This is a genomic window from Streptomyces lacrimifluminis, from assembly GCF_014646095.1.
GTDB lineage: Bacteria > Actinomycetota > Actinomycetes > Streptomycetales > Streptomycetaceae > Streptomyces > Streptomyces lacrimifluminis.
In genome coordinates, this window is sequence record NZ_BMMU01000026.1 from 95,819 (window position 1) to 119,716 (window position 23,898).

Genomic DNA, 23,898 nt, shown 5'->3' on the forward strand with positions numbered 1-23,898 from the left:
CCGCCCGGACCTGCGCACGGGTGACACACTGGCGCCATGGACGAGCGTGTAATCGGTAGGTCGGGTCAGCGGGCGTCGGTCATCGGCCTCGGAACGTGGCAGCTGGGCGCCGACTGGGGCGAGGTGGAGGACAAGGACGCCCTCGCGGTGCTGGACGCGGCGGTCGAGGCTGGGGTCACCTTCTTCGACACCGCCGACGTGTACGGCGACGGACGCAGCGAACAGACCATCGCCACCTTCCTGCGCGGCAGGCCCGAGCTGGACGTACTGGTCGCGACCAAGATGGGCCGCCGGGTCGACCAGCTCCCGGAGAACTACGTCCTCGACAACTTCCGTGCCTGGAACGACCGTTCGCGGCGCAACCTCGGCGTCGACCGGATCGACCTGGTCCAGCTGCACTGCCCGCCGACCCCCGTGTACTCCTCCGACGAGGTCTTCGACGCCCTGGACACCCTGGTCGAGGAGGAGCGCATCGCGCGGTACGGCGTCAGCGTCGAGACCTGCGAGGAGGCCCTCACCGCGATCGCCCGCCCGGGCGTGACCAGCGTGCAGATCATCCTCAACGCGTTCCGCATGAAGCCCCTGGCCGAGGTGCTGCCGGCCGCGGAGAAGGCGGGCGTCGGCATCATCGCCCGGGTCCCGCTCGCCTCGGGCCTGCTGTCGGGCAAGTACACCAAGGACACGGTGTTCCCCGACAACGACCACCGCACCTACAACCGCCACGGCGAGTCCTTCGACCAGGGCGAGACCTTCTCCGGTGTCGACTACGCGACCGGCGTCGAGGCGGCGGCCGAGTTCTCCGCCCTGGCCCCGGAGGGGTACACCCCGGCGCAGCTGGCCCTGCGCTGGATCCTCCAGCAGCCCGGTGTGACCACGGTGATCCCGGGTGCCCGCTCGGCCGAGCAGGCCCTCGCCAACGCCGCGACAGCGGCTCTGCCGCCGCTGTCGCAGGAGACGCTCACCGCGATCGGGGACCTCTACGAGCGCCGGATCAAGGCGCAGGTGGAGAGCCGCTGGTAGCGGATCGACGTACGTGGGTCACGGCTCCAGGAACAGCTGTTGTTCCTGTTCCTGGTCGCCGGAGACGCTGCCCCGGTCCTGGGTGGTGAAAGCGCCGGCGAGGGTGTCGCTCGCGCGGCGGACGGCGGCGGGCGTGCCCTGCACGGTGACCGTCACCGGCGCCGACAGGGGCGTCTCCGTCGGCCTGCTGGGCGCGAGGTCTTCCGTACCGACGGTGAACGCCGCCGTGTGCACGGTGGACTGCCCTCCGTCGTTCCCCGGGGACTCGTCCGCGGGGCCGAAGGCCGACTCCAGGGCTCGTACGACCGTCTGCGCGTCGGCGGCGCTGCCGCCGCTGACCGTGAGGGTGAGCTGCGTACCGGACATGGTCGGACCTCCTTTTCGACGTGGTCACTGTGGTGCACGTCGGGTAACCGCTCCGCCGATCTGCCAAACCGCCCGGTCGCGATCTGATCGAATCCGGCTCGACGGGGAACCCGGATCCGGATAGGAATGTCAGAACGCGGAGGCCAGGAGGAACCATGGCGGACACCCAGCGCGGGGGCGGCACGCTCGACCGGGGACGGGACGAGACCAAGGAGGAGCGGGCCGACCGCAAGTGGGGCGAGCTCATCCAGGAGGTCCGGGTCGCCCAGACGGGTGTGCAGATCCTGTTCGGTTTCCTGCTGACCGTCGTGTTCACCGCCAGGTACGAGCAGTTGGGCGCCACGGACCACGCGATCTACATCATCACCGTCGTGCTGGGCGCCACCACTACCGGCGCCCTGATAAGTCCGGTCGCCCTGCACCGGATCGTCTCCGGCCGGCAGGTGAAACCCGAGGCCGTGCGCTGGGCGTCGCGTCTGACCTTCATCGGTCTGGTGCTGCTGCTCGCCACGATGACCTCGGCGTTGCTGCTCGTCCTCAGGGTGGCCACCCATGACGGGTACGTGCCCTGGCTGGTCGGGGGAATCTTCGCCTGGTACCTGGCCTGCTGGTTCGTGCTGCCGTTGTGGACGCGCTACCGCTACACCGAGGACTGAGCGCGCAGCACCGCGAGCCGGCGGTCGTGGACGCGGCTCAGCAGGAGCAGCGAGAGGGTCGCCCCGATCGTCGCGCGGAACATGTCCCACCGCGTGTCCCACACGTCGCCCTGCGTGGCCAGGAAGTCGTCGGCGGCGGCGCCACCGATCACGGCCGTCGCCCACGCGAACATCTCGAACAGAGCACTGAAGGCGAGGCAGGCGCACACGGTGAGCGGCGCCGCCGGCGGCTGCCTCGCAGCGGTGACGTACGGCTCAGCAGCTCCCGTACGAGCAGGGCCGGCACGAAGCCCTGCATGAGGTGGCCGAGCCGGTCGTACGGGTCGCGGTCGAGGCCGAACGTGTCGCGCGCCCAGTCGCCCAGCGGGACCTGTGCGTAGGTGTAGTAGGCCGCCGACCATCAAGACGAGGGCGTGCAGTGCCAGCAGGCGGCACAGCAGGTTCGTGAGCGGGAAGCGCCGCCAGGTCAGGACGATCACCGTCCCGGCGCGTCGGTGGGTCGTCGGGACAGTGCGGGAGATGTCGTCAAGTGCGGGCATCGGAACGCTCCTTGTGATGGAGCGTCATCGTGGCGGAGCGTTCCGGCCCCGGGCATGAGGAGGACTGCTCATGCCCGGGGCCGCCCGTGTCCTCAGGCGTCACGCGGAGGAGGTGCGTGCTCCGCGCAGGGCCGTGATGCACGAGGCGATGGCCTCCTGGAGTTCCTCCAGCTGCTGGACCATGTCGTCCTCGGCGAACTCCTGGACATCGTCGAAGGTCAGCTCCTCGAACGCCTTCGTGGCCTTCGTCAGGCTGCTGTAGAACTTCGTCCGCCGCTCCTGGACACGCAGTTCGGGATCGGCCTCGACGGCCTCGACGACGAGGTTCTTGAGGGTGTCGTAGGCCTCGGTCGCCCACTCGCCGGTGTCCTCGTCCTCGTCCAGCTCGTCGAGGAGGGACAGATGCCGCTCGGCCTCCTGACGCAGATCGACGGGCGCGTCGATGGTCTGGCCGGCAGGTGTCTTGACCTGGCCGGACTCGGCGATCTGGCGGACGTATCCGACGCGGTCGGCCGACCGGGACTCGGAGGCCACGGCCTTCTTCAGGTCGTCGGTGCGGACGATGTCGCGCGCCAACTCGGCCTGGAGATCCGGGTCTTCCTTGATCCGGTCGAGCAGTGCGTGCCGGGCGGCACGGGCGGTCGAGGGGTCGGCCATGATCGCGGCCCGCAGGGCGGTGGGGTTCTCCGCGACCTCCAGCGCCTTGGTCGGCCGGATGCCCTCCGCCTCGGCGGCCTCGGTGATGGCGGTGCCGCGCTCCGAACCGGCGCTGGAACGCGAGCTGTAGTACGTGAGCCACAGGTCGGCGCCCGGGAGTTCGACCTCCGCGCCCGGGGCCAGCGCCTCGAAGTGCGGGACGACACCGTCGTCGGCGGCCTTGTCCCAGGCCTTGTAGTAGCGCATGACCCGCTCGGGCGAGCAGTCGGCGAGAGCGGCGAACTCCTTGGCGGACACCTTCGGCGTCTCACCGGCGGGCTGGCCACCGGGCCGCACACTCCGCGCCACCTTCAGCCCGAAGGCCCAGCCCCCGGTTCGCGCGTAGGCCCCGAACTCCTGGGCGTCGCGCGCCACGAGGGGGGACACATCGGCGGCGTCGAGGGGAGCGTCAACGGACTCGTCGGGCTCGGCGGACGGCTCGGACCACTCGGACCCGGCGAACTCCTCGGACACGGAGGAAACGGGTGTCACCTCGGGTGTCTCGGCGGGCTCAGGCATCTCCGACGTTTCGGACGGGGCGATCGCTACGGTCACAGGTGACTCTCCCGGGCAGGCTGGACGGACTGCGAAGGTGCAGACAGGCAGCCTATATGCGCGCATTGACGATGCTTTGACAGACCGGGCCCGACCCCGTTTCCCGCCTGTCACCGTGTCCGCACACCCGGTGGTGGACACGTGTACCCGGCCAAGAAGGTACGCGGTTCACTCTCTGAAGGTCCGCAGGAAGGCGTCCAGCGCCTGCCGGTTGGCGGTGTCGTTCCAGTCGGCGGCGGGTGTCGTCCAGCGCAGGGAGTAGCCCGTGTTCTCGCCGGTGAGGAAGCCCCGGCCGAGGGTACGTATCCGGGTGCCCTCGACGTCGGACAGCCACTCCATGTCGGCCGCGCTCCGGCCCCGATAGGTCGTCGCCCGGATCGCGCCGATCCGCTGGAAGCCGATGTCCGCCTGTTTCAGGCCGGGTTCGACGTCGTCGCGCCACACGGCCACAGGGTCGGGCCGCAGCCGCTGACTGTAGGTGACGGTCAGGGTCCGCGGGTCGTCGTCGGCGCCGAACACGATGCGGTAGGCGACGTTGCCGGGGGAGACGTCCTCGCTCAGCCGCTTCCACCCCTGGGGGAGGGCGACGGAGAACCCTTCCGGGGCGTTGTACACCCGGAACCCCGCGGGCAGCGCTTCGGCGGTGCCCCCGGTGGCCGAGGGAGTGGGGGTGGGGGCGGGCGCGGGAGACGTGGCCGGTGGTGCCGAGGGCGTCGGGGAGGGTGGTGCGGAGGGGGCGGTGCTCGGTTCGGGGGTCCGGTCGGGGAGGGCGGTGTTCCCGCCGGTGGAGGGGAGGGACGGAACCGGGGCGACGACCGGCGGGGTGGTGTCCGCGCCGGACGCCGAGGCGTCGATGCCGGGCAGGTTGTCCGTCGTCGCGAGGACGGCGACGGTGACGGCCGCCAGAGCGGCACCGACGAGGACGATCCTGCGGGGGCCGTGCCTGTTCAGGTTCCGGCCGGCGCGTCGCGCGGCGACGGTGGCGCCGGCGCCGCGCAGCCGGGCCGAGGGCACCGGTTCGTCCGAGGTTTCGGGTTCGTCCCTGATGACGCGGAGCAGGGCGTCCCGCGCCACCGGAGCGGTCAGCCGCTCCCGGGCGCTCTTGCGCAGCAGCCCCTGGATGACCTGGGCGAGAGGGCCGGCGCGGACCGGGCTGCGCAGCGGCAGCCGGTCGACAGCCTTGAGCGTGGCGTCGGGCCGTCCGCGGTCACGGAAGGGCGGCCGTCCCTCGGCCATCGCGTAGAGGAGCGCACCGACCGCCCACAGGTCGTCCGACGGGTCGGGGCGCGCGCCGTGGGCCTGCTCGGGCGAGGCGTACGAGGGTGCGCCGACCCGGGACGCGGACGTGGCGCCCGCCAGGCCGAAGCCGGTCACCACGGCCGGGCCCTGGTCCCGCACGAACACCTGGCCGGGACTGAGTTCGCCGTGCACGATGCCCTCGCGGTGCGCGGCCTCCAGCGCGTCCAGGACTTCGAGGGCGATCCGCGCCGCACGCACGTAGTTGAAGGTGCCCTGTCGTTCGAGGAGTTCACTGAGCGGTGTGCCGTCGATCCACTGGGCGACCGTCCACAGGGTGCCGAACTCCTCGACGACGTCGATCACGGCGGCCACCCGGCCGGGCAGCACCAGCCCGAGGATCTCGGACGCGCGCGTCACCCGGGCGATGGCCCGGCGGGCGGTCTGCTCCCGGGGATCTGGCGGGAGCTGGATCTGGGTGAGGACGACCGGGCGCTCGGATGCGGTGTCCTCGCCGTACCAGGAGACCCGGTTCGTTTCGCGATCGACGACATCGAGGAGTCGGTACCTTCCGGCCACCAACTCGTGTGTGGAGACGTGCGCCTTGACCATGGCCATCCCTCGCTGAACACCTGGCTCTCACCTTTCCCAGTGGTACGAGGGGTGCGACGGGGTCTGTTCAAATATTCCGCAACTCCCGGGCCCGATTCTCCTTTTATTCATCTGCGGCGATCAGGTGTGCGAAGAAATGGGGGAATTCACCGGCCTTGAGATGGCGGCCCGCACCGGATCTCCCCACCGGATCCTCGCCCGCCTCACAGCTCGCGGCGCACCAGGAAGCCCAGGAGCGCCCGCAGCTCGTCGGCCGCCGGCCCGGCCAGGGGCAGGTCGGCCAGGCCGCTTTCGACCGCGGCGAGGTGCCGTCGGGCCTGGGCGAGGGCCGCCGTACGGCCGCCCGCCTCCAGGACGAGCGCCGCCGCCCGTCGTGCGAGGGCCTCGTCGGGCGTGTCGACCGACTCCAGCAGCCTGGCGAGCCGCCGGGCGGCCGGGACCGGCGCGTCGAGCGCAGCCAGGACCGGGTACGACTTCTTGCGCTCGCGGAGATCGCCGTGGACGGGCTTGCCGGTGACGGCGGGGTCGCCCCAGATGCCCAGCACGTCGTCGACCATCTGGAAGGCGGTCCCGGCATGCCGTCCCACCCGTTCCAGGGCGGCCGTCGTCGCCGGTGGGGCGCCACCCAGCGCGGCTCCCAGCGAGAGTGCGCAGCCGAGCAGCGCTCCCGTCTTGCGCTCGGCCATGGTCCGGTACTCCTCGGGTCGCACCCGCTCGGGCCCGGTCCACGGGCGGGCGGCGAACAGCAGGTCGTCGGCCTGCCCGGACACCACGTCCGTCAGCGCCGCCGACAGCAGCCGCATCCCCGCCGGGCCGCCCGGCGTCCGCGCGAGGGTTTCCACGGCCAGCGCGAACAGCGCGTCGCCCGCGAGGACGGCCGGGCCGGTGCCGTACGCCTTCCACACCGTGGCGCGGCGGCGCCGCAGCGGGTCCCCGTCCATGATGTCGTCGTGCAGCAGGGAGAAGGTGTGCACCAACTCCACGGCGACCGCCGCCGCGACCCCGGACCGCGCGGGTGCCCCGGCCGCCTCCGCGCCGAGCACGGCCAGTGCCTGGCGTACGCCCTTGCCGCCGGACGCGTCGACGGGTGCACCGCCCATCTCGCACCAGCCGAAGGAGTACGCGGCCATCTCGCCCAGCCAGGGATGCAGCCGTTCGACGGCTTCGGTGAGCGCCGGACGCACCAGGTCACGGCACCGTTCGAGGAGCTGGGGCACGGACGGGGCTGTCGGTGCCAGGACCTCGGAGGCCGACGGCGTCATCGCACGGCCTCCGTGTCCGTGTCCGAGTCGAGGCCGAGTTCGGTCTGTGCCCGCGCCACCATCGCGCGGGCGTGCCGCAGCCCGATGCGCTCCAGATCGCGGGCCAGTTCGGCGAGTTCGGCGGCCGTCTCGGTACGGTCCTGGCCCAGGCGGGCCAGGGACTTGACGAGACCGAGGCGGGACAGCGCCTCGCCGCGCGGCTCGCTCATGGCGCGGAACTCGGCCAGGGCCTGGACGTAGAGGTCGCGGGCCTCGGTGTAACGCCCGGCGCGGTAGCAGACGTTGCCGCGCATCTTGTGGTTGTAGGCCAGTGCGCTCGACAGGTTCATCGCCGTGCAGCTCTCCTCCGCCTCCGAGAGCAGAGCGAGGGCGCGTTCGGTGTCCCCGTCGCGCACGGACACGATGTCGGCGAGCCCGCGCAACGCCCAGGCGTGCCCACGCCGGTCGTCGGCCCGGGCGGCGATCCCGGCGGCCTCCTCGAACATGGCGTACGCGGTGTCGTACGAGCCGGTGTTGCGGTGCATCTGCGCGATGCCCTCCAGCGCCCACACGGTGTGCCGTGCCTCACCGCGCCTGCGGGCCTCGGCGAGCAACTGCTCGTGCAGCCGGCCGACCGCCTCGTAGTCGCCCTGGATACGTCCTGTCTCGGCCAGCCCCGCGAGCGAATATCCGCGGACGACGATGTCGCCGCCGCGCTCGCCGAGTTCCGCCGCGAGCCCCAGCAGTCGCCGGGCCAGCGCGAACGCGCCGCGCTGGCGGGCCAGCGTGCCGCCGCTCCACAGCGCCCACGCCATCGCCGCCGTGTCCCCGGCCGCCCTGGCCGCGCGGTAACTGGCCTTCCAGGCCCGGTCGGCGTCGCCCACCTGACCGAGCCGCCGGTGCGCCTCGGCGACCGCGAGTCCGGAACGGGCGGCCTCGCCGCGCCGCCCGGCCCGCTCGGCGGCGGCCAACTGCTCGGTGCCCGCGGCGAGTACGTCGACCAGGGAGGAGTTCACCGAGAGGCTGGTGAGCGCGCCCTGGTACTCCGGGGCGAAAGCCTTGCCGTACATGCAACCCTTTCGGTATACGCCCAGCGTATACATGATGTGTATAGTGCGCCGAAAGTTCGCCCCGGCCGATCGGGCCGGGGCGGCGCCGTGTTCTCGTCGTTGTCATCGATCAAGACGTGAGCGACGGCGCTGAGGTTGCCTGTGCGACTCAGATCACGTTTTGGGACGCGAGTTCGTGGTCGTCTCAGTGCTGCTGGGCCTTCTGCGGAGTCGCCTCACTCGGCCGCACGACGACGAACCCTTCACCCTGGAGCATCAGTTGGGCGGCCTCGCCGGAACCGCCGCGGATCATCGAACCGAAGGACTGCGAACGGTGCAGGGACGTCTGGAGACCGGCCGACCAGCCCACGACCGCGTCCGTGTCGACGTACACCGGATACTGCGGCGACACCGGAATCACCAGCGGATTGCCCTCGCACACCAGCCCCAGCCGCCCCTGCCCGGTGAAAACGCTGTTGAACAGCCCCCCACCGCTGATCCCCGCCCCCTTCACCGTCTTGATCTCGTACGTCAGCGTCGCGTCGAAACACAGCACGTTGCGGCCGTTGACCGTGAAGACGTCACCCGGGTCGATCTCGACGATGAAACAGTTCTGCGCCTCGTGCGCGAACCAGGCCTCGCCCTGTCCGCGCACCGCCATCAGGGGCAGGCCCTCACCCGTGACAGCACGCTTCAGCATCCCGCCGACGCCCTGTCCCTTGCGCTCGAACTGGAGGTTGCCGCGGAAGGCGATCATCGCGCCCTGCCGCGCGAACATCTCGCCGTTGACGGCGTACTTGATGCACTTGGCGTTCTCGGCGGTCATGCCGGGCGCTGTGGCCGGCTGCACCATGTACTCACTGGAAAACAGGTCACCCTTCATGCGGGCATCGTGTCCCGGAAGGTGCGCGTTCCGCCAGGAGAACGCGCGGAAAGGGCAGAACCCGGCCAAAGGAGGCCGGAGGGCCCTTCATGTTCGGACGAACCGTCATCGACGGTGCCGGTGAGGCTACGTTGTAGGGCAGGGCCAACTACGGTTCCCCACAAGGAGGTTGCCCGGTGACGCAGGACTCGTCCGCCCCCGGCACACAGGCGCCGGAGAAGATCGACACGACGGTGCCGCACTCGGCCCGGATCTGGAACTACTGGCTCGGCGGCAAGGACAACTACCCGGTCGACCACGAGGCCGGCGACGCCTTCCGCGAGATCTTCCCCGGCATCACCGACCTCGCAGGCGACTCCCGCGCCTTCCTCGGCCGCGCCGTGCGCCAACTGGCGGGCGAGGCCGGGATCCGGCAGTTCCTCGACATCGGCACCGGCCTCCCCACGGCGGACAACACCCACGAGATCGCCCAGCGCGTGGCCCCCGACGCCCGCATCGTCTACGTGGACAACGACCCCCTCGTCCTGACCCACGCCGAGGCCCTGCTCACCAGCTCCCCCGAGGGCGTGACCGACTACGTCGACGCCGACCTGCACGACCCCGACACCGTCCTCCGGGAGGCGGCGCGGACCCTGGACCTCGGCCGACCGGTCGCCCTGACGCTGATGCAGGTCAGCGGGCACATCGCCGACTACGACGAGGCGCGGGCCATCGTCCGCGCGCTGATGGACGCCCTGCCGTCGGGCAGCTTCCTCGCCTTCAACGACAGCGTGGACACCAACAAGGCCAACGCCGAGGCCACCCGGCTCTACAACGAGAGCGGGGCTTCCCCCTACTACCTGAGGAGCCCGCAGCAACTCGCGGGTTTCTTCGACGGGCTGGAGCTGCTGGCCCCCGGCGTCGTCCCCATCACCGACTGGCGCCCCGATCCCGGGGCGGCCGCCGCGACCGGAGAGGTGATCGCCCTGGGCGGCGTCGCCCGCAAGCCGTAGTCGGGCGTGGGCCACAGGAAGGGGACGCTCACGCGCCGAAGAGCTGCGTCCAGTACGTGCCGGCCTTGCCACCACCCGCGAAGCCGATCCCTATGTGCGTGAACTCCCGCTTGAGGATGTTGGCGCGGTGTCCGGGGCTGTTCATCCACCCTTCCACGACCTCGGCGGCGGAGCGCTGCCCGCACGCGATGTTCTCGCCGATCGTCCGCCGCGTGGACCCCGCCGCGGCGGCCCGGTCCCACGGCCGGCTGCCGTCGGGCCCGGTGTGCGAGTAGAACGCGCGGACCACCATGTCCGTACTGTGCGCCTGCGCGGCACGGGTGAGCAGGGCGTCGGTGGCCAGCGGCGGCAGCCCGGCCCGGGTCCGCTCCCGGTTGGTGAGATCCGTGACCTCGACGGCTGTTCGCGCCAGGTCTCCGGGCATGAGGGGGCGGGCCCAGAGGGCCGTCCAGTACGTGTCACCCGTGCGGGACCCGGTGACGCACGCCAGGCCGACCTGGGTGAACGCCGGGTCGTGCAGGGTGCGCCGGGCCTGCTCGGTGCGCAGACAGTAGTCGACGAACTCCTCGGGCGTACGCGGTCCGGAGACCAGGTGCTCGCCGACGGTCAGATACGTGTATCCGGTGGCGGTGACGCGCTGGTGGACGGAGGTGCCGTCCCTGCTCTCGGTGCCGAGACGGCCGGCCGAGGCCATGCCGGCGGCGTGCGCCTGGGCTGCGGCGCGGAGCCGCGCGTCGAGGGAGACGGGTGGGGAACCGGCAGTGGCCCGGGCGGAGTTGACGAGGCCGAGGAACCCGTCGGCGGGGGAGAGGAGGCCCGGTCCTCCGGCGGCCGGGTGCACCGTCCCCGGCGACGCGCCGGCGGCAGACACGGCGGCCGAGCGGGCCCGCCCGGCATCGCCGGCCGGTGTCGGCGCGCCGCTCGACCGGGACCGCCGGGAAGCCGCCTCCGACAGACGGGAGGCCGCGCCCGAGAGCCGGGAGGCGGCGTCGGACAGCCGGGTCGGTGTACGCAGGCGCACACCTGCCGTCGGTCCCGGTGGCCCCACGGGCGGTGCGGCAGCCCCTGACGAGCCCGAGCCCGAGGCAGAGGAGGCGTCGTCCGCGACATCCACCCCGAAGTCCCGGGCGAGGCCCGCCAGCCCGTCCGCGTACCCCTGACCCAGCGCGCGCAGCTTCCAGCCCGCGCCCCGCCGGTACAGCTCCGCCAGCAGCAGTACCGTCTCCCGCTGCGGGCGCGCGGGTGTGAACCGGGCGAGCGCGCGGCCTCCGGGGCCGGTGACGTGGAGTGCGGGTGCGGGCAGCCGACCCAGTGCCGTGCCGGGGTCGGCGGCGCTGACCACCACCGTCACCCGGGTGGCGCCGGGGCGCAGGGCTGCCGGGTCGACGGTGAGGGTGTCACCGTGCAGCCTGGCTCCCGGTGCCGTCGGCTGGTTGTAGAACACGAAGTCGGCGTCGCCGCCGACCTTGCCGCCGTCGTCCGTCACCAGCGCGCTCACGTCGAAGGGGCCCGGCACCCGGAGCGTGAGGGTGCCGCCCGGAAGGGGCGTGTTGCCCCCGGGGACCAACTCGCTCATCGCGCCTGCCCTGGGGTCGTGGTGTGCGTGCCCCATGGGGGCGCTGTCCCTGTAACGCCCGGCCAGGGCGCCGCGGTTCCCCGGCCGACGACAGCCGGCCGGGGAACCGGCCGCTACACCTCCTCGACGCGTACCAGGTGCACGGCCGTGCTGGACCAGCCGCCGGGTGCGAGGTCGAGCAGCATCCCGTACTCGCCGAGCACGTTCGCGTGGTGGACGACACCCGTGCGCGCGTCCCGGTACCGGGCGCCGGGCGTCAGGCCCCGCAGCCGCACCGGAACCCGCGGGAGACCGTGCCGAGGGCCGTACCGGAAGCCCAGCACCAGGGCCTCGGCCGCGTCCTCGCCGACGTACTGGACCACCGTCGGCTCCTCGCCGAGCGGCCCCGACAGCCGGTACAGGTCACCGTGCTGCACCAGATGCCGCACCTTCTTGTAGTCGGCGACCAGCGCCGCGCCCTCCGCGAGCTCCTCCTCGGACCAGCGTGTGAGGTCACCCCCGATACCGAGCAGCCCGCACATAGCCGCGTGGAAACGGAACCGCAGCGGCACCGAACGCGCCGTGAGCTGATTGGGCACGTCGGTCACCCACGCCGACATGGCGCGCGCCGGATACACCTGGCCGAAGCCGTGCTGGATCACCAGCCGGTCCACGGCATCCGTGTTGTCGGACGTCCACGCCTGGTCCGTACGGGAGAGGATGCCGAGGTCGACCCGGCCCCCGCCCCCGCTGCACGTCTCCACCCGCAGCCCGGGATGATCGGCGCGCAGCCGGTCGATGACGTCGTACAGATTCGCCACGTACCGCGTCCACAGGCGGTCGTTGCCGTCCCGCTGCCCGGGCCAGCCCGACTCGCCGAACGCGCGGTTCATGTCCCACTTGAGGAAGTCGACCCCGTGGTCCCCGACCAGCCGGGTCAGCCAGCCGTACGCCCACTCCGCCACCTCGTCCCGTGCGAAGTTCAGGACGAGCTGGTTGCGCATCTCGGTACGGGCCCGGCCGGGAACGTGCAGTACCCAGTCGGGGTGCTCGCGGTACAGCGCGCTGTCCGGATTGACCATCTCCGGCTCGACCCAGATCCCGAACCGCATCCCGAGCCGGTGCACGGAGCCGGCCAGCGGCCCCAGCCCCTCGGGGAAGCGCTCCGGAGTCGGCGTCCAGTCGCCCAGCCCCGCCCGGTCACTGCGCCGGGCCCCGAACCAGCCGTCGTCGACGACATACAGCTCCACCCCGAGCAGGGCGGCCCGCTCGGCCAGCGCCTTCTGGCTCGCCTCGTCGACGTCGAAGCCGGTGGCCTCCCACGAGTTGTAGAGCACCGGCGCCAACTCCCGTGCCCGGGGGAGCACATGGGTCGTCGTGTACGTGTGCCAGGCGCGGCTCGCCGCCCCGAACCCGCCGTCCGTGCACAGCCCGGCGAACACCGGCGTCGTGAACTCCTCACCCGGCGCGAGCGGCACGCTCGTCCCCTCGTGGCCGACGCCCCCCGTGAACCCGGCCAGCCCGTCGGGGGTGCGCTGCGCGGTGATCCGCCAACTCCCGCTCCAGGCAAGGGCCGCGCTCCACACCCGGCCGTGCTCCTCCGTCGCCTCGCCCGCGTCGAGCATCACCCACGGATTGGCGTGGTGGCTGGTGATACCGCGTCGGCTGGTCAGCACCGTCTCGCCGAACGGCAGCGTGTCGCGCCGCAGCTGGCTCTCGGCCGACCACTGTCCGGTGACATGGCTGAGCCGGTAGTCCCGCAGCGGCGGCAGCGTCCACGCGGCGGAGTCGGCGCGCAGGAGATCGACGTGCTCCTCACCGGCGTTGCGCACCACGGTCCGGCGCTCGACGACATCGGTGTCGGCGCGGACCGTGTAGTGCAGCGCGACATCGAGAGGGTAGAGGCGGTCGCGGAACTCCAGCACCAGCTCGCTCACTCCGGGCGCCGGTTCGAGGACGCGGTGACCGGTCGGCACCCACTCGAAGCCTCGGGAGGAGTCCGCGTACCGGACCTGGAGGGAGGGCGGGCCGTAGCGGGTGCCGCCGTCGACGGGGAGTTCCTCACCCACCGGAGGCCGTCCCTCGAAGCTGCTCACCGTGTCCTGCGCCCGGCCGGCCAGCGCGCCCGCCTCCGCCAGGGTCAGCCGTGGCCCCCACGCGAGATGACACGGCGCGCCGGTCTCGTCGATCCGCAGCGCGTACGACGTGCGCGGTGTGGTCAGCAGCCAGACCCCGGTGTCCGGGGAGTGGGAGATCAGCGGCATGGTGCCTCACGTTCGTGGAACTGGCGTTGCCCGGGGGAGTCCGGGCGAGACCATGGATCATGTGTCAACGGGATGCCTGTGTCGGCCTTTCGCAAGTCTAGATGGGCCCGCAGTGCTGGTTCGTCTCATCGAGGCTTCTTTCATTGACAGGGGAAAATAAGCGACCTAGGTTCCGGGCCATGCCCTCGACCTTCCGTGCCGAGGTGTTTCCGGCCCGTACGCCGGCCGCCTCGCAGATCTTCACCACGGTCCTGTCCCACGGCCCCCTCACCCGCGCCGACGCGGCCCGGCGTGCGGGGCTGTCCGCCGCCGCCGTCACGAAGGCGGTCCGCCCGCTGATCGAGGCCGGCTACCTGGTCGAGGACGCGGATGTCGAGACCCGCCCTGTGCTGGGGCGCCCGGCGAACCTCGTACGCGTCGACGGCGGCCGGGCACTGTTCATCGGCATCAAGATCACCGGCGGTGAGATCTTCGGCGTACTCACCGACCTGTGCTGCCGCGTCCGTGTCGCCCGGGACGTACCGCTGACCGCCCGGGCCCCCAAGGCGGTGCTGGCCTCGGTCGCCGAGCTGGTGCGGGAGCTGCTCACCGAGGCGGACGGCTTCGGGGTGCCGGTGCTGGGCTGTGGGATCGCCGTCGCGGGAGAGGTCGACCGCGCGGAGGGCGTCGTGCGCTACTCGCCGTTCCTCGACTGGCGTGACGTGCCGCTCGCAGAACTCGCCGCCATGACCACCGGGCTGCCCGTCACGGTCGACAACGATGTGCGGGCGCTCACCGTCGCCGAGCAGTGGTTCGGCGCCGGGGTGGGGCTCTCCGACTTCGCCGTGGTGACCGTCGGCGCGGGCATCGGCTGCGGGCTGGTGGTCCACGGGCGGGTGGTCGCGGGGGTGCACGGGGTGGCCGGTGAGATCGGGCACGTCGTCGTCGATCCGGCGGGCCCGCCCTGTCACTGCGGCCGGCGCGGCTGCCTCCAGGCGTTCGCGGGGGACGCGGAGATCGTCGCCCGGGTCCGGGAGGTCACGGGCACCTCGGTGACCGACAGCGCCGAGGCCGTCGCCGTGGCCCACGCGGGCCACCCCGGAGCGCGGGAGGTGTACGCGCGGGCCGGTGAGGCGATCGGGCGGGGCATCGCCACCGTGGCCAACCTGCTCGGCCCCGAGCGCGTGATCATCTCCGGCGAGGGGCTGGCCGCGTACGACCTGTTCGCCGAGCAGATCCGCGAGGCGTTCACCGCCGGCGCCTTCGGCTCCGCCACCCGGTGCGAGCTGCTGACCCGGCCGCTGCCCTTCGAGGAATGGGCGCGCGGAGCGGCGGCGACGGCGATCCGGTCCTTCATCCGGGCCGACCAGTAGCCGACAGGCCGGGGAGAACTTCGAGGTCAGCGTGAATGGGGCGTCGGCTGTGCCTCGGTCGCTGCCTTCGACACCGCCGGGATCAGCCCTTCCCGGTAGGCGACCGCCACCGCCTCCCCGCGGCTCGCGGCGCCCAGCTTGGCCAGGATGTTGGAGACGTGGACGCTGGCCGTCTTGCCGCTGATGAACAGGTCCTCGCCGATCTGACGGTTGCTGCGCCCGAGGGCGAGCAGTCGCAGCACGTCCTGCTCACGGGCGGTGAGGGGTGTCGAGGCGGACCCGGGATCATCGGCGGAGGAGGGCTCCGTGAGGCGGCCCCGGCGGATCAGGGCGTCCACCTCCCGGAGCAGGGGCGCGGCGCCCAGACGTACCGCCGTCTCACGGGCCGCGCGGGCCTGCGCGAACGCCTCCTCACGGCGGTCGTCCGCCAGCAGGGCTTCGGCGAACCGCCTTCTGCAGCGCGCCTGTTCATAGACCTCGCCGAAGCCGAACGCCGTGACCGCCCGCTCCCAGGCCTCGGCTTCGGGACCGGCCGTCGCCCGTGCCCACTCGGCCTCCGCACGGGCCAGCCAGGCCAGACCTTCCGGGCCCTGCGGGGTGCCGTCGCGGCCTTTCATGGCCCGGGACCGGGCCAGCTCCAGCAGCTCGGTCGCCGTGTGCGTCCAGCGCAGTGTCCCCGCCTCGTCGCCGGACCGGCGCAGCCGGACGGCCGTGTCGGCGACGGCGGCCAGGGCGAGGGCGGCGAGCCGGACCGCGACCTCCGGAAGCGCCCCGGCGTCGTCGGTGAGCGCCTTCACCGTGCTGTGCACGCGCTCCACGGCCGCCTCCGGGTCCCCCGCCAGGGCGGCGGCGTCCGTGAGTACGATGCCCGCGACCAGCGTGGCCATCCAGTCGAACGGGCCGTCGAGGAGAGCCCGGGCGCGGTCTGCGGCGCCCACGTCACCGCGTGCCAGTGCCACGTACAGCGAAGGCCCCGTCACGAAACCGGCGGCCACGGGGAGCACCTCGGTGCCGGCCGCCGCCGCGCTGGCGCACTCGTCCCAACGGCCGAGCGTGTACAGCACCATGGAGTGCAGATAGCGCATCTCCAGGGGGTAGAGCGAGGAGAGGAGACCGGCGCGGCGGGCACGGTCCAGGCCCTCGGAGAGCCACGGCAGGCTCTCCTCCAGCAGACCGGACTCGAAGCAGCCGATCGCGAGATTGAACAGCGCCCGCATCTCCACCGGTGGACAACCCGCCCGCCGGGCCAGTTCACGGGCCTCCCGGAGCTTCTCGCGGCCCTCGGGCGTGCGACGGCCCCCTGTTTGGAGAGCGGCCACGGAGATCATGAGGTCGGCCTGCGCGTCGAGGGCCTGAAGCTCCTCGGCGACGGCGAGGGCCTGCCGGGCGACCCGCAGCGCGGTGTCATTGTCGCCCATCTGCCGTGCCGCCATGACATGGGTGGCCGCCGCCCACACCCAGGTCCGCGACGGGGGCTCGGCCGGGATCAGGGCGAGCGCCTCACTGCTGTACGCGAACGCCGCCGACAGGTGGTCGATGCCCATCAGGTTGTCGGCGAGCGTGTAGCGGACGCGGGCCGCGAGTTCGGCGTCCGTGTCCTGGCCGACTCCGTCGAGCGCCGCCCGGGTGAGCGACACCGCGCGATGCGACTCCCCGGCGTGCGCCGCCGCGGCGGACGCCCGCAGCATCAGCGTCACCGAGTCCAGGCCCTCGCCCGTGGGACGGGCGCCCGCCTCCACCGCCGGCCAGAGATCGAGGGCGGCCTCCAGATGCCGCAGCTCCTCCGCGGGCGCGCCGACGCCGTGGGCGTGATCGGCGGCCTCGATCGACGCCGTCAGCGCCTCGGCCGGATCGTGGCTCTCCCGGTAGTGGTGAGCGCGTTCCGCCGCGCTTTCGGCAGGACGGCCCCGCCCGGCCAGCAGTCGCGCGAACGCCCCGTGCAGTCGCGACCGCTCGCCCGGCAACAGATCGGCGTAGACGGCCTCACGGGCGAGCGCGTGCCGGAAGGAGTACGTGTTGCCCTCGCCGGGGACGAGGAGCTGCCGTCCGACCGCTTCGCGCAGCGCCGACTCCAGCTCGTCCTGAGGCAGCTGGACCGCGTCGCTCAGCAGTTCGTGCTCGACGCGCCGCCCGGCGACCGCGGCCGTACGCAGCACCTGCTGAGCCGTGTCGGAGAGTTGCTCGAAGCGGATGAGGAGGACGTCGGCGAGCCCGCTGGGTACGCCGCCGGACTCCGTGTCGGTGGCCGCGAGCAGTTCCTCCGCGTAGAAGGCGTTGCCCTCGGCACGCTCGACGATCCGGCGGACGGTCGTGTCGGGCAGTGGCCTCTCGCCCAGGGCGCGCACCAGCCGGGCCACCTCGGCGTCGGCCATCGGCCGCAGCTCCAGCCGCTCCACGGCGGGCAGCCTCACCAGCTCCGCGAGGAGCGGGCGCAGCGGATGACGCCGATGGAGGTCGTCCGCGCGGTACGACGCGAACACCGCGAGCCGATGGCCGGGCGCGCCGCCCGTGGGCCCCTGGAGCACACCCCGGCTGAGCAGGAACCGCAGCAGATCGCGGGATGACTGATCGGCCCAGTGCAGGTCCTCCAGGACGAGCAGCAGCGGAGCGACCTCGGTGGCGGCGGCCAGCAGCCCGGCCATCCCCTCGAACAGCCGCAGCCGCCCACCGGCGTCCGCCACCCCGTCCTCCGCGCCGCCGCCGAGCAACCGCCCGACCACGGGATGCGCGGCGAACGCCCCCGTGAACCGCTCGTCGGCCGCCAGTACCCCCAGGATCTCGGTGAACGGCAGATACGGCAGACCGACGTCCCCGAGATCGACACAGTGTCCCGTGAGCACGGTCATCCCGCCGGCGGAGGCCCGCCCGGCGGCTTCCGCCAGCACCCTCGTCTTGCCCACCCCGGCGTCCCCGGCGATGAGCACGGCACGCGGTTCACGGACGCGGGCGCGGTCCAGCACACCGGAGAGACGGGTCAGCTCGTCGTCGCGGCCGATGATCGGGGTGTCGAACAGGTTCTGCGGCACGGATCAATCCTGGCACGTACCACTGACAGCGTGGGTCGGCCAGATCTCAGCGCAGTGTCTCCGCCCAGTTCGCCGGGACGCGTCCCGCGGGTCCCGGGGCGGGCTGGTCGGCCGGGTGGCCGGTCGGGGGAGCGAGAGGCGGACCGTCCTCGAACAGTTCGGACGTCTCGAAGTTCCAGAACCAGGCCTCGCCCGGCTCGTAACTGCGGATCACCGGATGACCGGTGTCCCGGAAGTGGCCGGTGGCGTGCTTGGCGGGCGAGTCGTCGCAGCAGCCGATGTGGCCGCACTGGGCGCAGCGCCGCAGATGGAACCACCAGCCGCCGACGGCGTCGCACTCGACGCATCCGGCACCGCTGGGCGGGACGCTGGGGTCGATTCCGGTGTCCTTGGTCATGACGGCTCCTGGGCCGGGTCGGAGGCCCCGGCCGGGTCGGGGGCGGTTTCGGGGTCTGCGGCGGTGAGGGGGAGCAGCACCTGGAAGCGGGTGTCGCCGGGTACGGACTCGACCTTCAGGTCGCCGTGGTGCTTGTTGACGACGATCCGCCAGGAGATGTCGAGCCCCAGCCCCGTCCCCTCGCCCACCGGCTTGGTGGTGAAGAACGGGTCGAAGATCCGGCCCTTGATCTCTGCCGGCACACCGGGGCCCGTGTCGCGGAACTCCACCAGCAGCCGGTCGTGCACCAGTGCCGTCCGTACGGTCAACGTCCCTTCCCCGCCCGCGCTGTTGATGGCGGAGACCGCGTTGTCGATCAGGTTGGTCCACACCTGGTTCAGCTCGGCGGGGTAGGCCGGGATCCTCGGCAGCGAACGGTCGTAGTCCTTGACGACCTTGACGCGTGACCCCATCTTCCCCGACAGCATCAGCAGGGTGCTGTCGAGGAGTTCGTGCACGTCGGCGACCTGGTAGGGGGCGCGGTCCAGCTGCGAGTACTGCTTGGCGGCGTCGACGAGGTGGGAGATGCGCGTGGTGGAGTCCTCGATCTCGGACATCAACAGCTCGGTCTCGACCGTGTAGTTGAGCCACCCGATGGCAGCCTGGAGGATCTCCTCGTCGACGGCCGCCGCGACCTGCTCCAGCCAGTCGATGTCGAGGCCGCCCTGCACGAAGGTCGGCGCGATCTGCCAGCCGCCCTGGATGCCGTGGTCGTCGAGCCAGTCGGAGACCTCGTCCTCCCGGTCGGACGCTTCCAGCGGGCTCAGCGCCTGCGCCTTGGCGACCCGCTCGGCCGTACGTTCCTGGATGTCGACCAGGGACTTCAGCGCATCACGGTGGTAGGGGCCCGAGGCGATGATCCCGAGCTTCTGCCGCATGTGGGCCACCCGGTCGCGCAACGACGACGTGGCCCGTACGGCCGCGGCGGCCGGGTTGTTGAGCTCATGGGTCAGCCCGGCGGACAACGAGCCCAGCGCGAGCAGCCGTTCACGCTGCCCGATGGCCCGCTGCGTGGTCTGCGAACCGAAGAACAGCCCCTCCAGGAGGTGGACCGCCATCGGGAACCACTCCTGCATGACGGCCGCGAACATGTCGCCGGGCAGCACGAAGAACCGCGTCGGCTCGGTGACCCGCATCGAGCTCTTGTACTTCTGCGGCGCCCCCTCATTGAGGTACGCCTGCATCGCTCCCGCGTACACCCCGGGCTGGGACGTGCGGGTCACCTCGACGTCGTCGCCGCCGACCCGGCGCGACATGACCAGCGTGCCCTCGATCATCACGTAGAAGCAGGTGGCCGGCTCCCCCTCGGCGAACACCGGCCCGGGGTCGAACAGTTCGACCCGGCCCTCGCTGCACAGCCTGCCGAGCTGCTCGGCGGTCAGCTTCTCGAACAGGAACAGCGCCCCGATCTCCGCGGTGCTGCACGGCATCGGCCGGCCGATCACGACTGCTCCAGATACCGGTGGACGAGCATCACGGCCATGGCTCCCTCTCCGACGGCGGACGCGACCCGCTTGGCGGACTCCGCGCGCGCGTCCCCGGCGACGAACACGCCGGGGATGTTGGTCTCCAGGTGGTACGGCGGCCGGTCCAGCTCCCAGTCCGCCGGTGGCCGCCCGTCGGCGGTCAGATCGGGCCCGGCGAGGATGAACCCGCGTTCGTCGCGCAGCACCGTGCCGTCCAGCCAGTCGGTCAGCGGGGCCGCGCCGATGAACACGAACAGCCACTGCGCGTCGACCAGTTCGGTCTGCCCGCTCGCCGTGTCGCGCAACGTCAGCTGCTCCAGGTGGTCACCGCCGTGCGCGGACTCGACGACCGTGCCGGCCCGCACCGAGATGTTCGGCGACTCGGCGATCTGCTGGATCAGGTAGTGCGACATCGACGCGGTGAGGTCCGCTCCGCGCACCAGCAGGGTGACCGACTTGGCGCCCCTGGACAGGTACATCGCCGCCTGACCGGCCGAGTTGGCACCGCCGACGATGTAGACGTCGTGGCCCTGGCAGGCTGCGGCCTCGGTCAGCGCCGACCCGTAGAACACCCCGCAGCCCGACAGGTCGGTGGCGCCCGGCGCCTCCAGCTGCCGGTACGACACACCGGTCGCCAGGATCACGCTGTGCGCGGCGATCGCCGACCCGTCCGAGAACCGTACGAGCCGCGCCGCGCCGCTCACCTCCAGGCCGGTCACCTCGCGCGCGGAGAGGATCTCGGCGCCGAACTTCGTGGCCTGCCGCCGTGCCCGGTCGGTGAGCTGACCGCCGGACACCCCGTCCGGGAAGCCCAGGTAGTTCTCGATCCGCGAACTCTGCCCGGCCTGCCCGCCGGTCGCCGACCGCTCCACCAGTACCGTCCGCAGCCCCTCCGAGGCCCCGTACACGGCCGCGCCAAGACCGGCCGGCCCACCGCCGATGACGACGAGGTCGTAGAAGTCGGCCGTGGGCGTCGTCGCCAGCCCCACCCGCGCGGCCAGCTCCGGGACCTCCGGCTCGACGAGCGCCGTACCGTCCGCCGTGATCACGACCGGCAGCCGCTGCCCGTCCTGACCGCAGGCCGCGAGCAGCCGCTGTCCCTCGGGTTCCTCGGTGGAGTACCAGCGGTACGGCACCTGGTTGCGGGCCAGGAACTCCCGTACGTCCGACGAGCGGGCCGACCACCGGTGACCGACCACCTTGGTACTCGGCACCGGCCGGAAGTCACTGCACCGCCACGCCTCCAGGAGGTCGTCGAGGACCGGGTAGAGCTTCTCCTCCGGCGGATCCCAGGGCTTGAGGAGGTAGTGGTCGAGGTCGACGACGTTGATCGCGTCGATCGCCGCGTTGGTGTCCGCGTACGCGGTGAGCAGCACGCGCCGCGCGCCCGGGTAGACGTCCAGGGCCTGTTCGAGGAACTCGATGCCGTTCATCTGCGGCATCCGGTAGTCGGCCAGGATCACCGCCACCAGATCGCCGCGCAGCTTCAGCTCCCGCAGCGCGTCCAGCGCGGACTCGCCGGACTCCGCGCGCACGATGCGGTACGACTCGCCGTAGCGCCGCCGCAGGTCACGGGCGACGGCCCGGGACACCCCGGGGTCGTCGTCCACGGTCATGATTACACCTACGGTAGACCTCTCAGGTGCCATAGAACGACCGTACGTGAGGGGGAGGGGCCATGGCGACGGCAACGGTGATCCGGGCAGCACGTGAGTACCTGCGGGTAGGCGACCACCAGAGCGACCAGCGCCCCTGATCCAGCCAGCACGCCGAAGGCGAGCTTGACCAGGTCGAACAGGGTCGACGCGCTGAGCTGCCGCTCGGGCTTGAGGGATCGGGCGCCCAGCAGGTCCCAGCCGATGAAGAGGGCCGCGGCGGCTACGGCTTTGGCGGCGGTGAAGGTCATCGCGAGGGCAGTGCCGACCGGCCACAGGCGAGAGAGCGGACCTGGCAGCTGCTGCCGTGATCGGGAGTGCTCCTGCGGCAGCCGGCCATGCCGGCGTGAGAGTTGCCTCCTCCCACCTCGTGAGCGGCTACGTCTGCCACAGGAACCACTCCGCACCGGGCAGTACGAGCAGGGCAAGAACGCCGAACGTCCGTACCGTCCGGACTTCCCTGAGGTACCACCGTTGAGGCTGCCGCTGTGCACCCCCGTCGCTCTGCGATGAAGGCCACCGCAGCGGACTCTGTTTGGATGCTGCTCCAACGGTGATCGCTGCGCCAAATCCCCCTCCGGACAGGCAGAGACACGTGACCGCAAAGATCGTCCACTCCAACCACCCCACAACGGCCCCGGTCATCGCCAGCGTGACGTGCTTTGTGCAAGGGACGCGGCCTCGATAGCGACAGTTCGTCCGAACAGCCTTTAGAACGCCTAACCAAATGGAATGGCGGAGGCGTCCCTGCCAGGGCGAGGATCTCTCGGTATTCGGCGATGAAGGGGCAGCTGTGGACGACATTGTTCCGAGAGAGCTCGTCTCTCTTGCTGATGATGAGGGGAACAGCGTCACCGTCAACGTTCTGGGGCGTGATCCCAGGTGGTCCGCCGGGCTGGAAGCCGAGATCGAGGTCAGGACGCCTTTCGTGTCCGGCCGTGTTGACTTGGCGCTGTACACCTCGAGACTGGAGAGCTGGGCGGATGCGCTGAACAGGCTCGATGCTGGCGAGGATGTTGCCTGGATGGAGATGAGCAGTGGGCCGTCGATCTTCATCCAACTCACCGGCGAGCGTGACTGTCCGGAGGTGGTCGTGGAGGACGAGTCGGGGTCCATGGTCACCGTTCGGGTGCCGCTTGTGCTGCCGGACGACTGGATCGCTGACCACCGACAGCGTCTTCAGCGGGTGATGAAGCACTGGGTTCCGCTGCTGTCAGCGTAGGGAGGCAAGCCTCCGCCAGCAGATGAGCGCGCATCCGAGGGTGAGGAACGGGTGCCCCGGCGGGCGATGACCGGCTTCTCGCCGAGGTCCCAGACGAGCCGGCGGTACTTGTCGTGGTCGTAGCCGCGGTCGCCGAGCACTACGTCCGGGCGGCGCCGGGGCCGGCCACGCTTGCCCCGCACGGGCGGCACGGCCTGGAGAAGTGGGATCAGCTGGGTGACGTCATTGCGGTTGCCGCCGGTCAACGTAGCGGCGAGGGGGATGCCGGTGGCGTCGGTGATCAGATGATGCTTGCTGCCCGTCCTACCCCGGTCAACGGGGCTTCGTCCCGTCTTGGCACCCCCTTTAACGCCCGGACGTGGAACCGTCGACCGCAGCACGGGAGAAGTCCAGGGCGTCCGCGCCACGTAGCTTGGCAAGGAGAACTTCGTGCAGCCGGGGCCACACCCCGGCCTCGGTCCACTCGGCCAAGCGGCGCCAGCAGGTCATACCCGAACCGAAGCCGAGTTCCTGCGGCAGATGTTCCCAGGCGATCCCGGTGTGCGGCACGAACAGAATGCCCTGGAACACCAACCGGTCCGGATGCCGCTTGCGTCCCGGATGACGGGCCCGACGCTCAACCCTGGGCAGCAACGGCTCGACCACCGCCCACAACTGGTCATCTACTTCCCACGGCTTCGGCCGAGCCACCCTCCCCCGCCCGTGAAACGACGGCGCGCCCGGCCCACAACGGCCCGGCGCGCCACCGGCGTTTGGTGCGACGGGGCAGCCAGGCGGAGATCGGAGTCGCGCCGCAGCTTGACGCGCCGCCGCCAGGCACATCCCTGCGGGCTGTGGTTTCCACGGTCGTGGGGCGAGGTCGGATCGGTATGCACCGACGGCGAACTCGCGCGCCTGGTCCAGGACTCCAGCGTCGCCTGCTCGCCCGCCCCCGAGGACGGCGGGACCTCCCGGATGCCCTCGAACCCGGCACGCGGTCCTTCCTCCGCACGGCGCTGCACCCGATCACCGACGTCGCGCTCGATACCCCGCCCGGCCTGGCTTCCATGGTGCGTTCATACCTCTGAGTGAGGTCGG

20 protein-coding genes and 1 pseudogene are annotated in these 23,898 nt (G+C 71.7%); 5 read left to right on the forward strand and 16 right to left on the reverse strand.

The window, feature by feature from the left end; all coding sequences use genetic code 11:
* The first annotated feature begins 36 nt into the window (after nt 1–36).
* Nucleotides 37–1,020 carry an aldo/keto reductase gene (locus IEY89_RS30750; protein WP_189150793.1) on the forward strand — a complete coding sequence of 328 codons (984 nt, stop codon included), beginning with the start codon at nt 37–39 and terminating at the stop codon, nt 1,018–1,020.
* Between the two features lie 18 nt (nt 1,021–1,038).
* On the opposite strand, the gene IEY89_RS30755 is transcribed toward IEY89_RS30750, so the two are convergent.
* Entirely contained in the window at nt 1,039–1,386 is a 348-nt protein-coding gene (locus IEY89_RS30755; RefSeq protein WP_189150794.1) for a hypothetical protein, read from the reverse strand.
* Nucleotides 1,387–1,541: 155 nt separating this feature from the next.
* Here IEY89_RS30755 and IEY89_RS30760 point away from each other — a divergent pair, with 155 nt between their 5' ends.
* A complete protein-coding gene (locus tag IEY89_RS30760; RefSeq protein ID WP_189150795.1) occupies nt 1,542–2,042 on the forward strand; it encodes a DUF6328 family protein in 501 nt (166 codons plus the stop codon).
* Here IEY89_RS30760 and IEY89_RS42030 read toward each other — a convergent pair.
* The 7 genes from IEY89_RS42030 to IEY89_RS30790 form a co-directional block, all read right to left on the reverse strand.
* Nucleotides 2,027–2,215, reverse strand: coding sequence for a DUF2238 domain-containing protein (locus IEY89_RS42030; RefSeq protein ID WP_373287313.1), 189 nt, complete (start codon nt 2,213–2,215; stop codon nt 2,027–2,029). The genes IEY89_RS30760 and IEY89_RS42030 overlap by 16 nt on opposite strands.
* Nucleotides 2,191–2,406: a DUF2238 domain-containing protein gene (locus IEY89_RS42035; RefSeq protein ID WP_373287314.1), complete on the reverse strand. Its 216-nt coding sequence runs from the start codon at nt 2,404–2,406 to the stop codon at nt 2,191–2,193. Before IEY89_RS42035 ends, IEY89_RS42030 begins: the two co-directional genes overlap by 25 nt.
* 274 nt (nt 2,407–2,680) lie before the next feature.
* On the reverse strand, nt 2,681–3,832 hold the full coding sequence (locus IEY89_RS30770; protein WP_229695488.1) for a hypothetical protein: 1,152 nt from the start codon (nt 3,830–3,832) through the stop codon (nt 2,681–2,683).
* A 168-nt stretch (nt 3,833–4,000) separates the two neighbouring features.
* Nucleotides 4,001–5,680, reverse strand: coding sequence for a serine/threonine-protein kinase (locus tag IEY89_RS30775; RefSeq protein ID WP_189150820.1), 1,680 nt, complete (start codon nt 5,678–5,680; stop codon nt 4,001–4,003).
* 203 nt (nt 5,681–5,883) lie between these two features.
* A complete protein-coding gene (locus tag IEY89_RS30780) occupies nt 5,884–6,942 on the reverse strand; it encodes a polyprenyl synthetase family protein (protein WP_189150796.1) in 1,059 nt (352 codons plus the stop codon).
* Nucleotides 6,939–7,991, reverse strand: coding sequence for a tetratricopeptide repeat protein (locus tag IEY89_RS30785; protein WP_189150797.1), 1,053 nt, complete (start codon nt 7,989–7,991; stop codon nt 6,939–6,941). The genes IEY89_RS30780 and IEY89_RS30785 overlap by 4 nt, the downstream gene beginning before the upstream one ends.
* A gap of 184 nt (nt 7,992–8,175) precedes the next feature.
* Nucleotides 8,176–8,853 (reverse strand): AIM24 family protein, encoded by a 678-nt coding sequence (locus tag IEY89_RS30790; protein WP_189150798.1) that lies wholly within the window; start codon nt 8,851–8,853, stop codon nt 8,176–8,178.
* Between the two features lie 176 nt (nt 8,854–9,029).
* On the opposite strand from IEY89_RS30790, the gene IEY89_RS30795 reads away from it, so the two are divergent.
* Nucleotides 9,030–9,845 (forward strand): SAM-dependent methyltransferase, encoded by an 816-nt coding sequence (locus IEY89_RS30795; RefSeq protein ID WP_189150799.1) that lies wholly within the window; start codon nt 9,030–9,032, stop codon nt 9,843–9,845.
* A 28-nt stretch (nt 9,846–9,873) separates the two neighbouring features.
* On the opposite strand, the gene IEY89_RS30800 is transcribed toward IEY89_RS30795, so the two are convergent.
* Nucleotides 9,874–11,421 carry a CAP domain-containing protein gene (locus IEY89_RS30800; protein WP_189150821.1) on the reverse strand — a complete coding sequence of 516 codons (1,548 nt, stop codon included), beginning with the start codon at nt 11,419–11,421 and terminating at the stop codon, nt 9,874–9,876.
* 113 nt (nt 11,422–11,534) lie between these two features.
* Nucleotides 11,535–13,664 (reverse strand): alpha-galactosidase, encoded by a 2,130-nt coding sequence (locus IEY89_RS30805; RefSeq protein ID WP_189150800.1) that lies wholly within the window; start codon nt 13,662–13,664, stop codon nt 11,535–11,537.
* Nucleotides 13,665–13,843: 179 nt separating this feature from the next.
* On the opposite strand from IEY89_RS30805, the gene IEY89_RS30810 reads away from it, so the two are divergent.
* Complete coding sequence (locus IEY89_RS30810) at nt 13,844–15,016, forward strand: ROK family transcriptional regulator (RefSeq protein WP_189150801.1); 1,173 nt, start codon at nt 13,844–13,846, stop codon at nt 15,014–15,016.
* Nucleotides 15,017–15,042: 26 nt separating this feature from the next.
* Here the strand turns inward: IEY89_RS30810 and IEY89_RS30815 are convergent, their stop codons facing one another.
* Genes IEY89_RS30815 through IEY89_RS30835 form a run of 5 tightly spaced genes read right to left on the reverse strand, consistent with a single transcriptional unit; the run spans nt 15,043 to nt 21,850 of the window.
* On the reverse strand, nt 15,043–18,042 hold the full coding sequence (locus IEY89_RS30815; RefSeq protein WP_189150802.1) for a helix-turn-helix transcriptional regulator: 3,000 nt from the start codon (nt 18,040–18,042) through the stop codon (nt 15,043–15,045).
* 46 nt (nt 18,043–18,088) lie between these two features.
* Nucleotides 18,089–18,439 (reverse strand): UBP-type zinc finger domain-containing protein, encoded by a 351-nt coding sequence (locus IEY89_RS30820; RefSeq protein ID WP_189150803.1) that lies wholly within the window; start codon nt 18,437–18,439, stop codon nt 18,089–18,091.
* The gene (locus IEY89_RS30825; RefSeq protein ID WP_189150822.1) at nt 18,436–19,908 is read right to left on the reverse strand and encodes an ATP-binding protein; all 1,473 of its coding nucleotides are present in this window, start codon (nt 19,906–19,908) and stop codon (nt 18,436–18,438) included. Before IEY89_RS30825 ends, IEY89_RS30820 begins: the two co-directional genes overlap by 4 nt.
* 11 nt (nt 19,909–19,919) lie before the next feature.
* On the reverse strand, nt 19,920–21,593 hold the full coding sequence (locus tag IEY89_RS30830) for an NAD(P)/FAD-dependent oxidoreductase (RefSeq protein WP_189150804.1): 1,674 nt from the start codon (nt 21,591–21,593) through the stop codon (nt 19,920–19,922).
* The gene (locus IEY89_RS30835) at nt 21,569–21,850 is read right to left on the reverse strand and encodes a hypothetical protein (protein ID WP_189150805.1); all 282 of its coding nucleotides are present in this window, start codon (nt 21,848–21,850) and stop codon (nt 21,569–21,571) included. The genes IEY89_RS30830 and IEY89_RS30835 overlap by 25 nt, the downstream gene beginning before the upstream one ends.
* 542 nt (nt 21,851–22,392) lie before the next feature.
* On the opposite strand from IEY89_RS30835, the gene IEY89_RS30840 reads away from it, so the two are divergent.
* Nucleotides 22,393–22,821: a DUF5959 family protein gene (locus IEY89_RS30840; RefSeq protein ID WP_189150806.1), complete on the forward strand. Its 429-nt coding sequence runs from the start codon at nt 22,393–22,395 to the stop codon at nt 22,819–22,821.
* A 53-nt stretch (nt 22,822–22,874) separates the two neighbouring features.
* On the opposite strand, the pseudogene IEY89_RS30845 reads toward IEY89_RS30840, so the two are convergent.
* Nucleotides 22,875–23,511 (reverse strand): annotated as a pseudogene (locus IEY89_RS30845) (IS5 family transposase); the annotation flags it as partial.
* Nucleotides 23,512–23,898 lie beyond the last annotated feature (387 nt).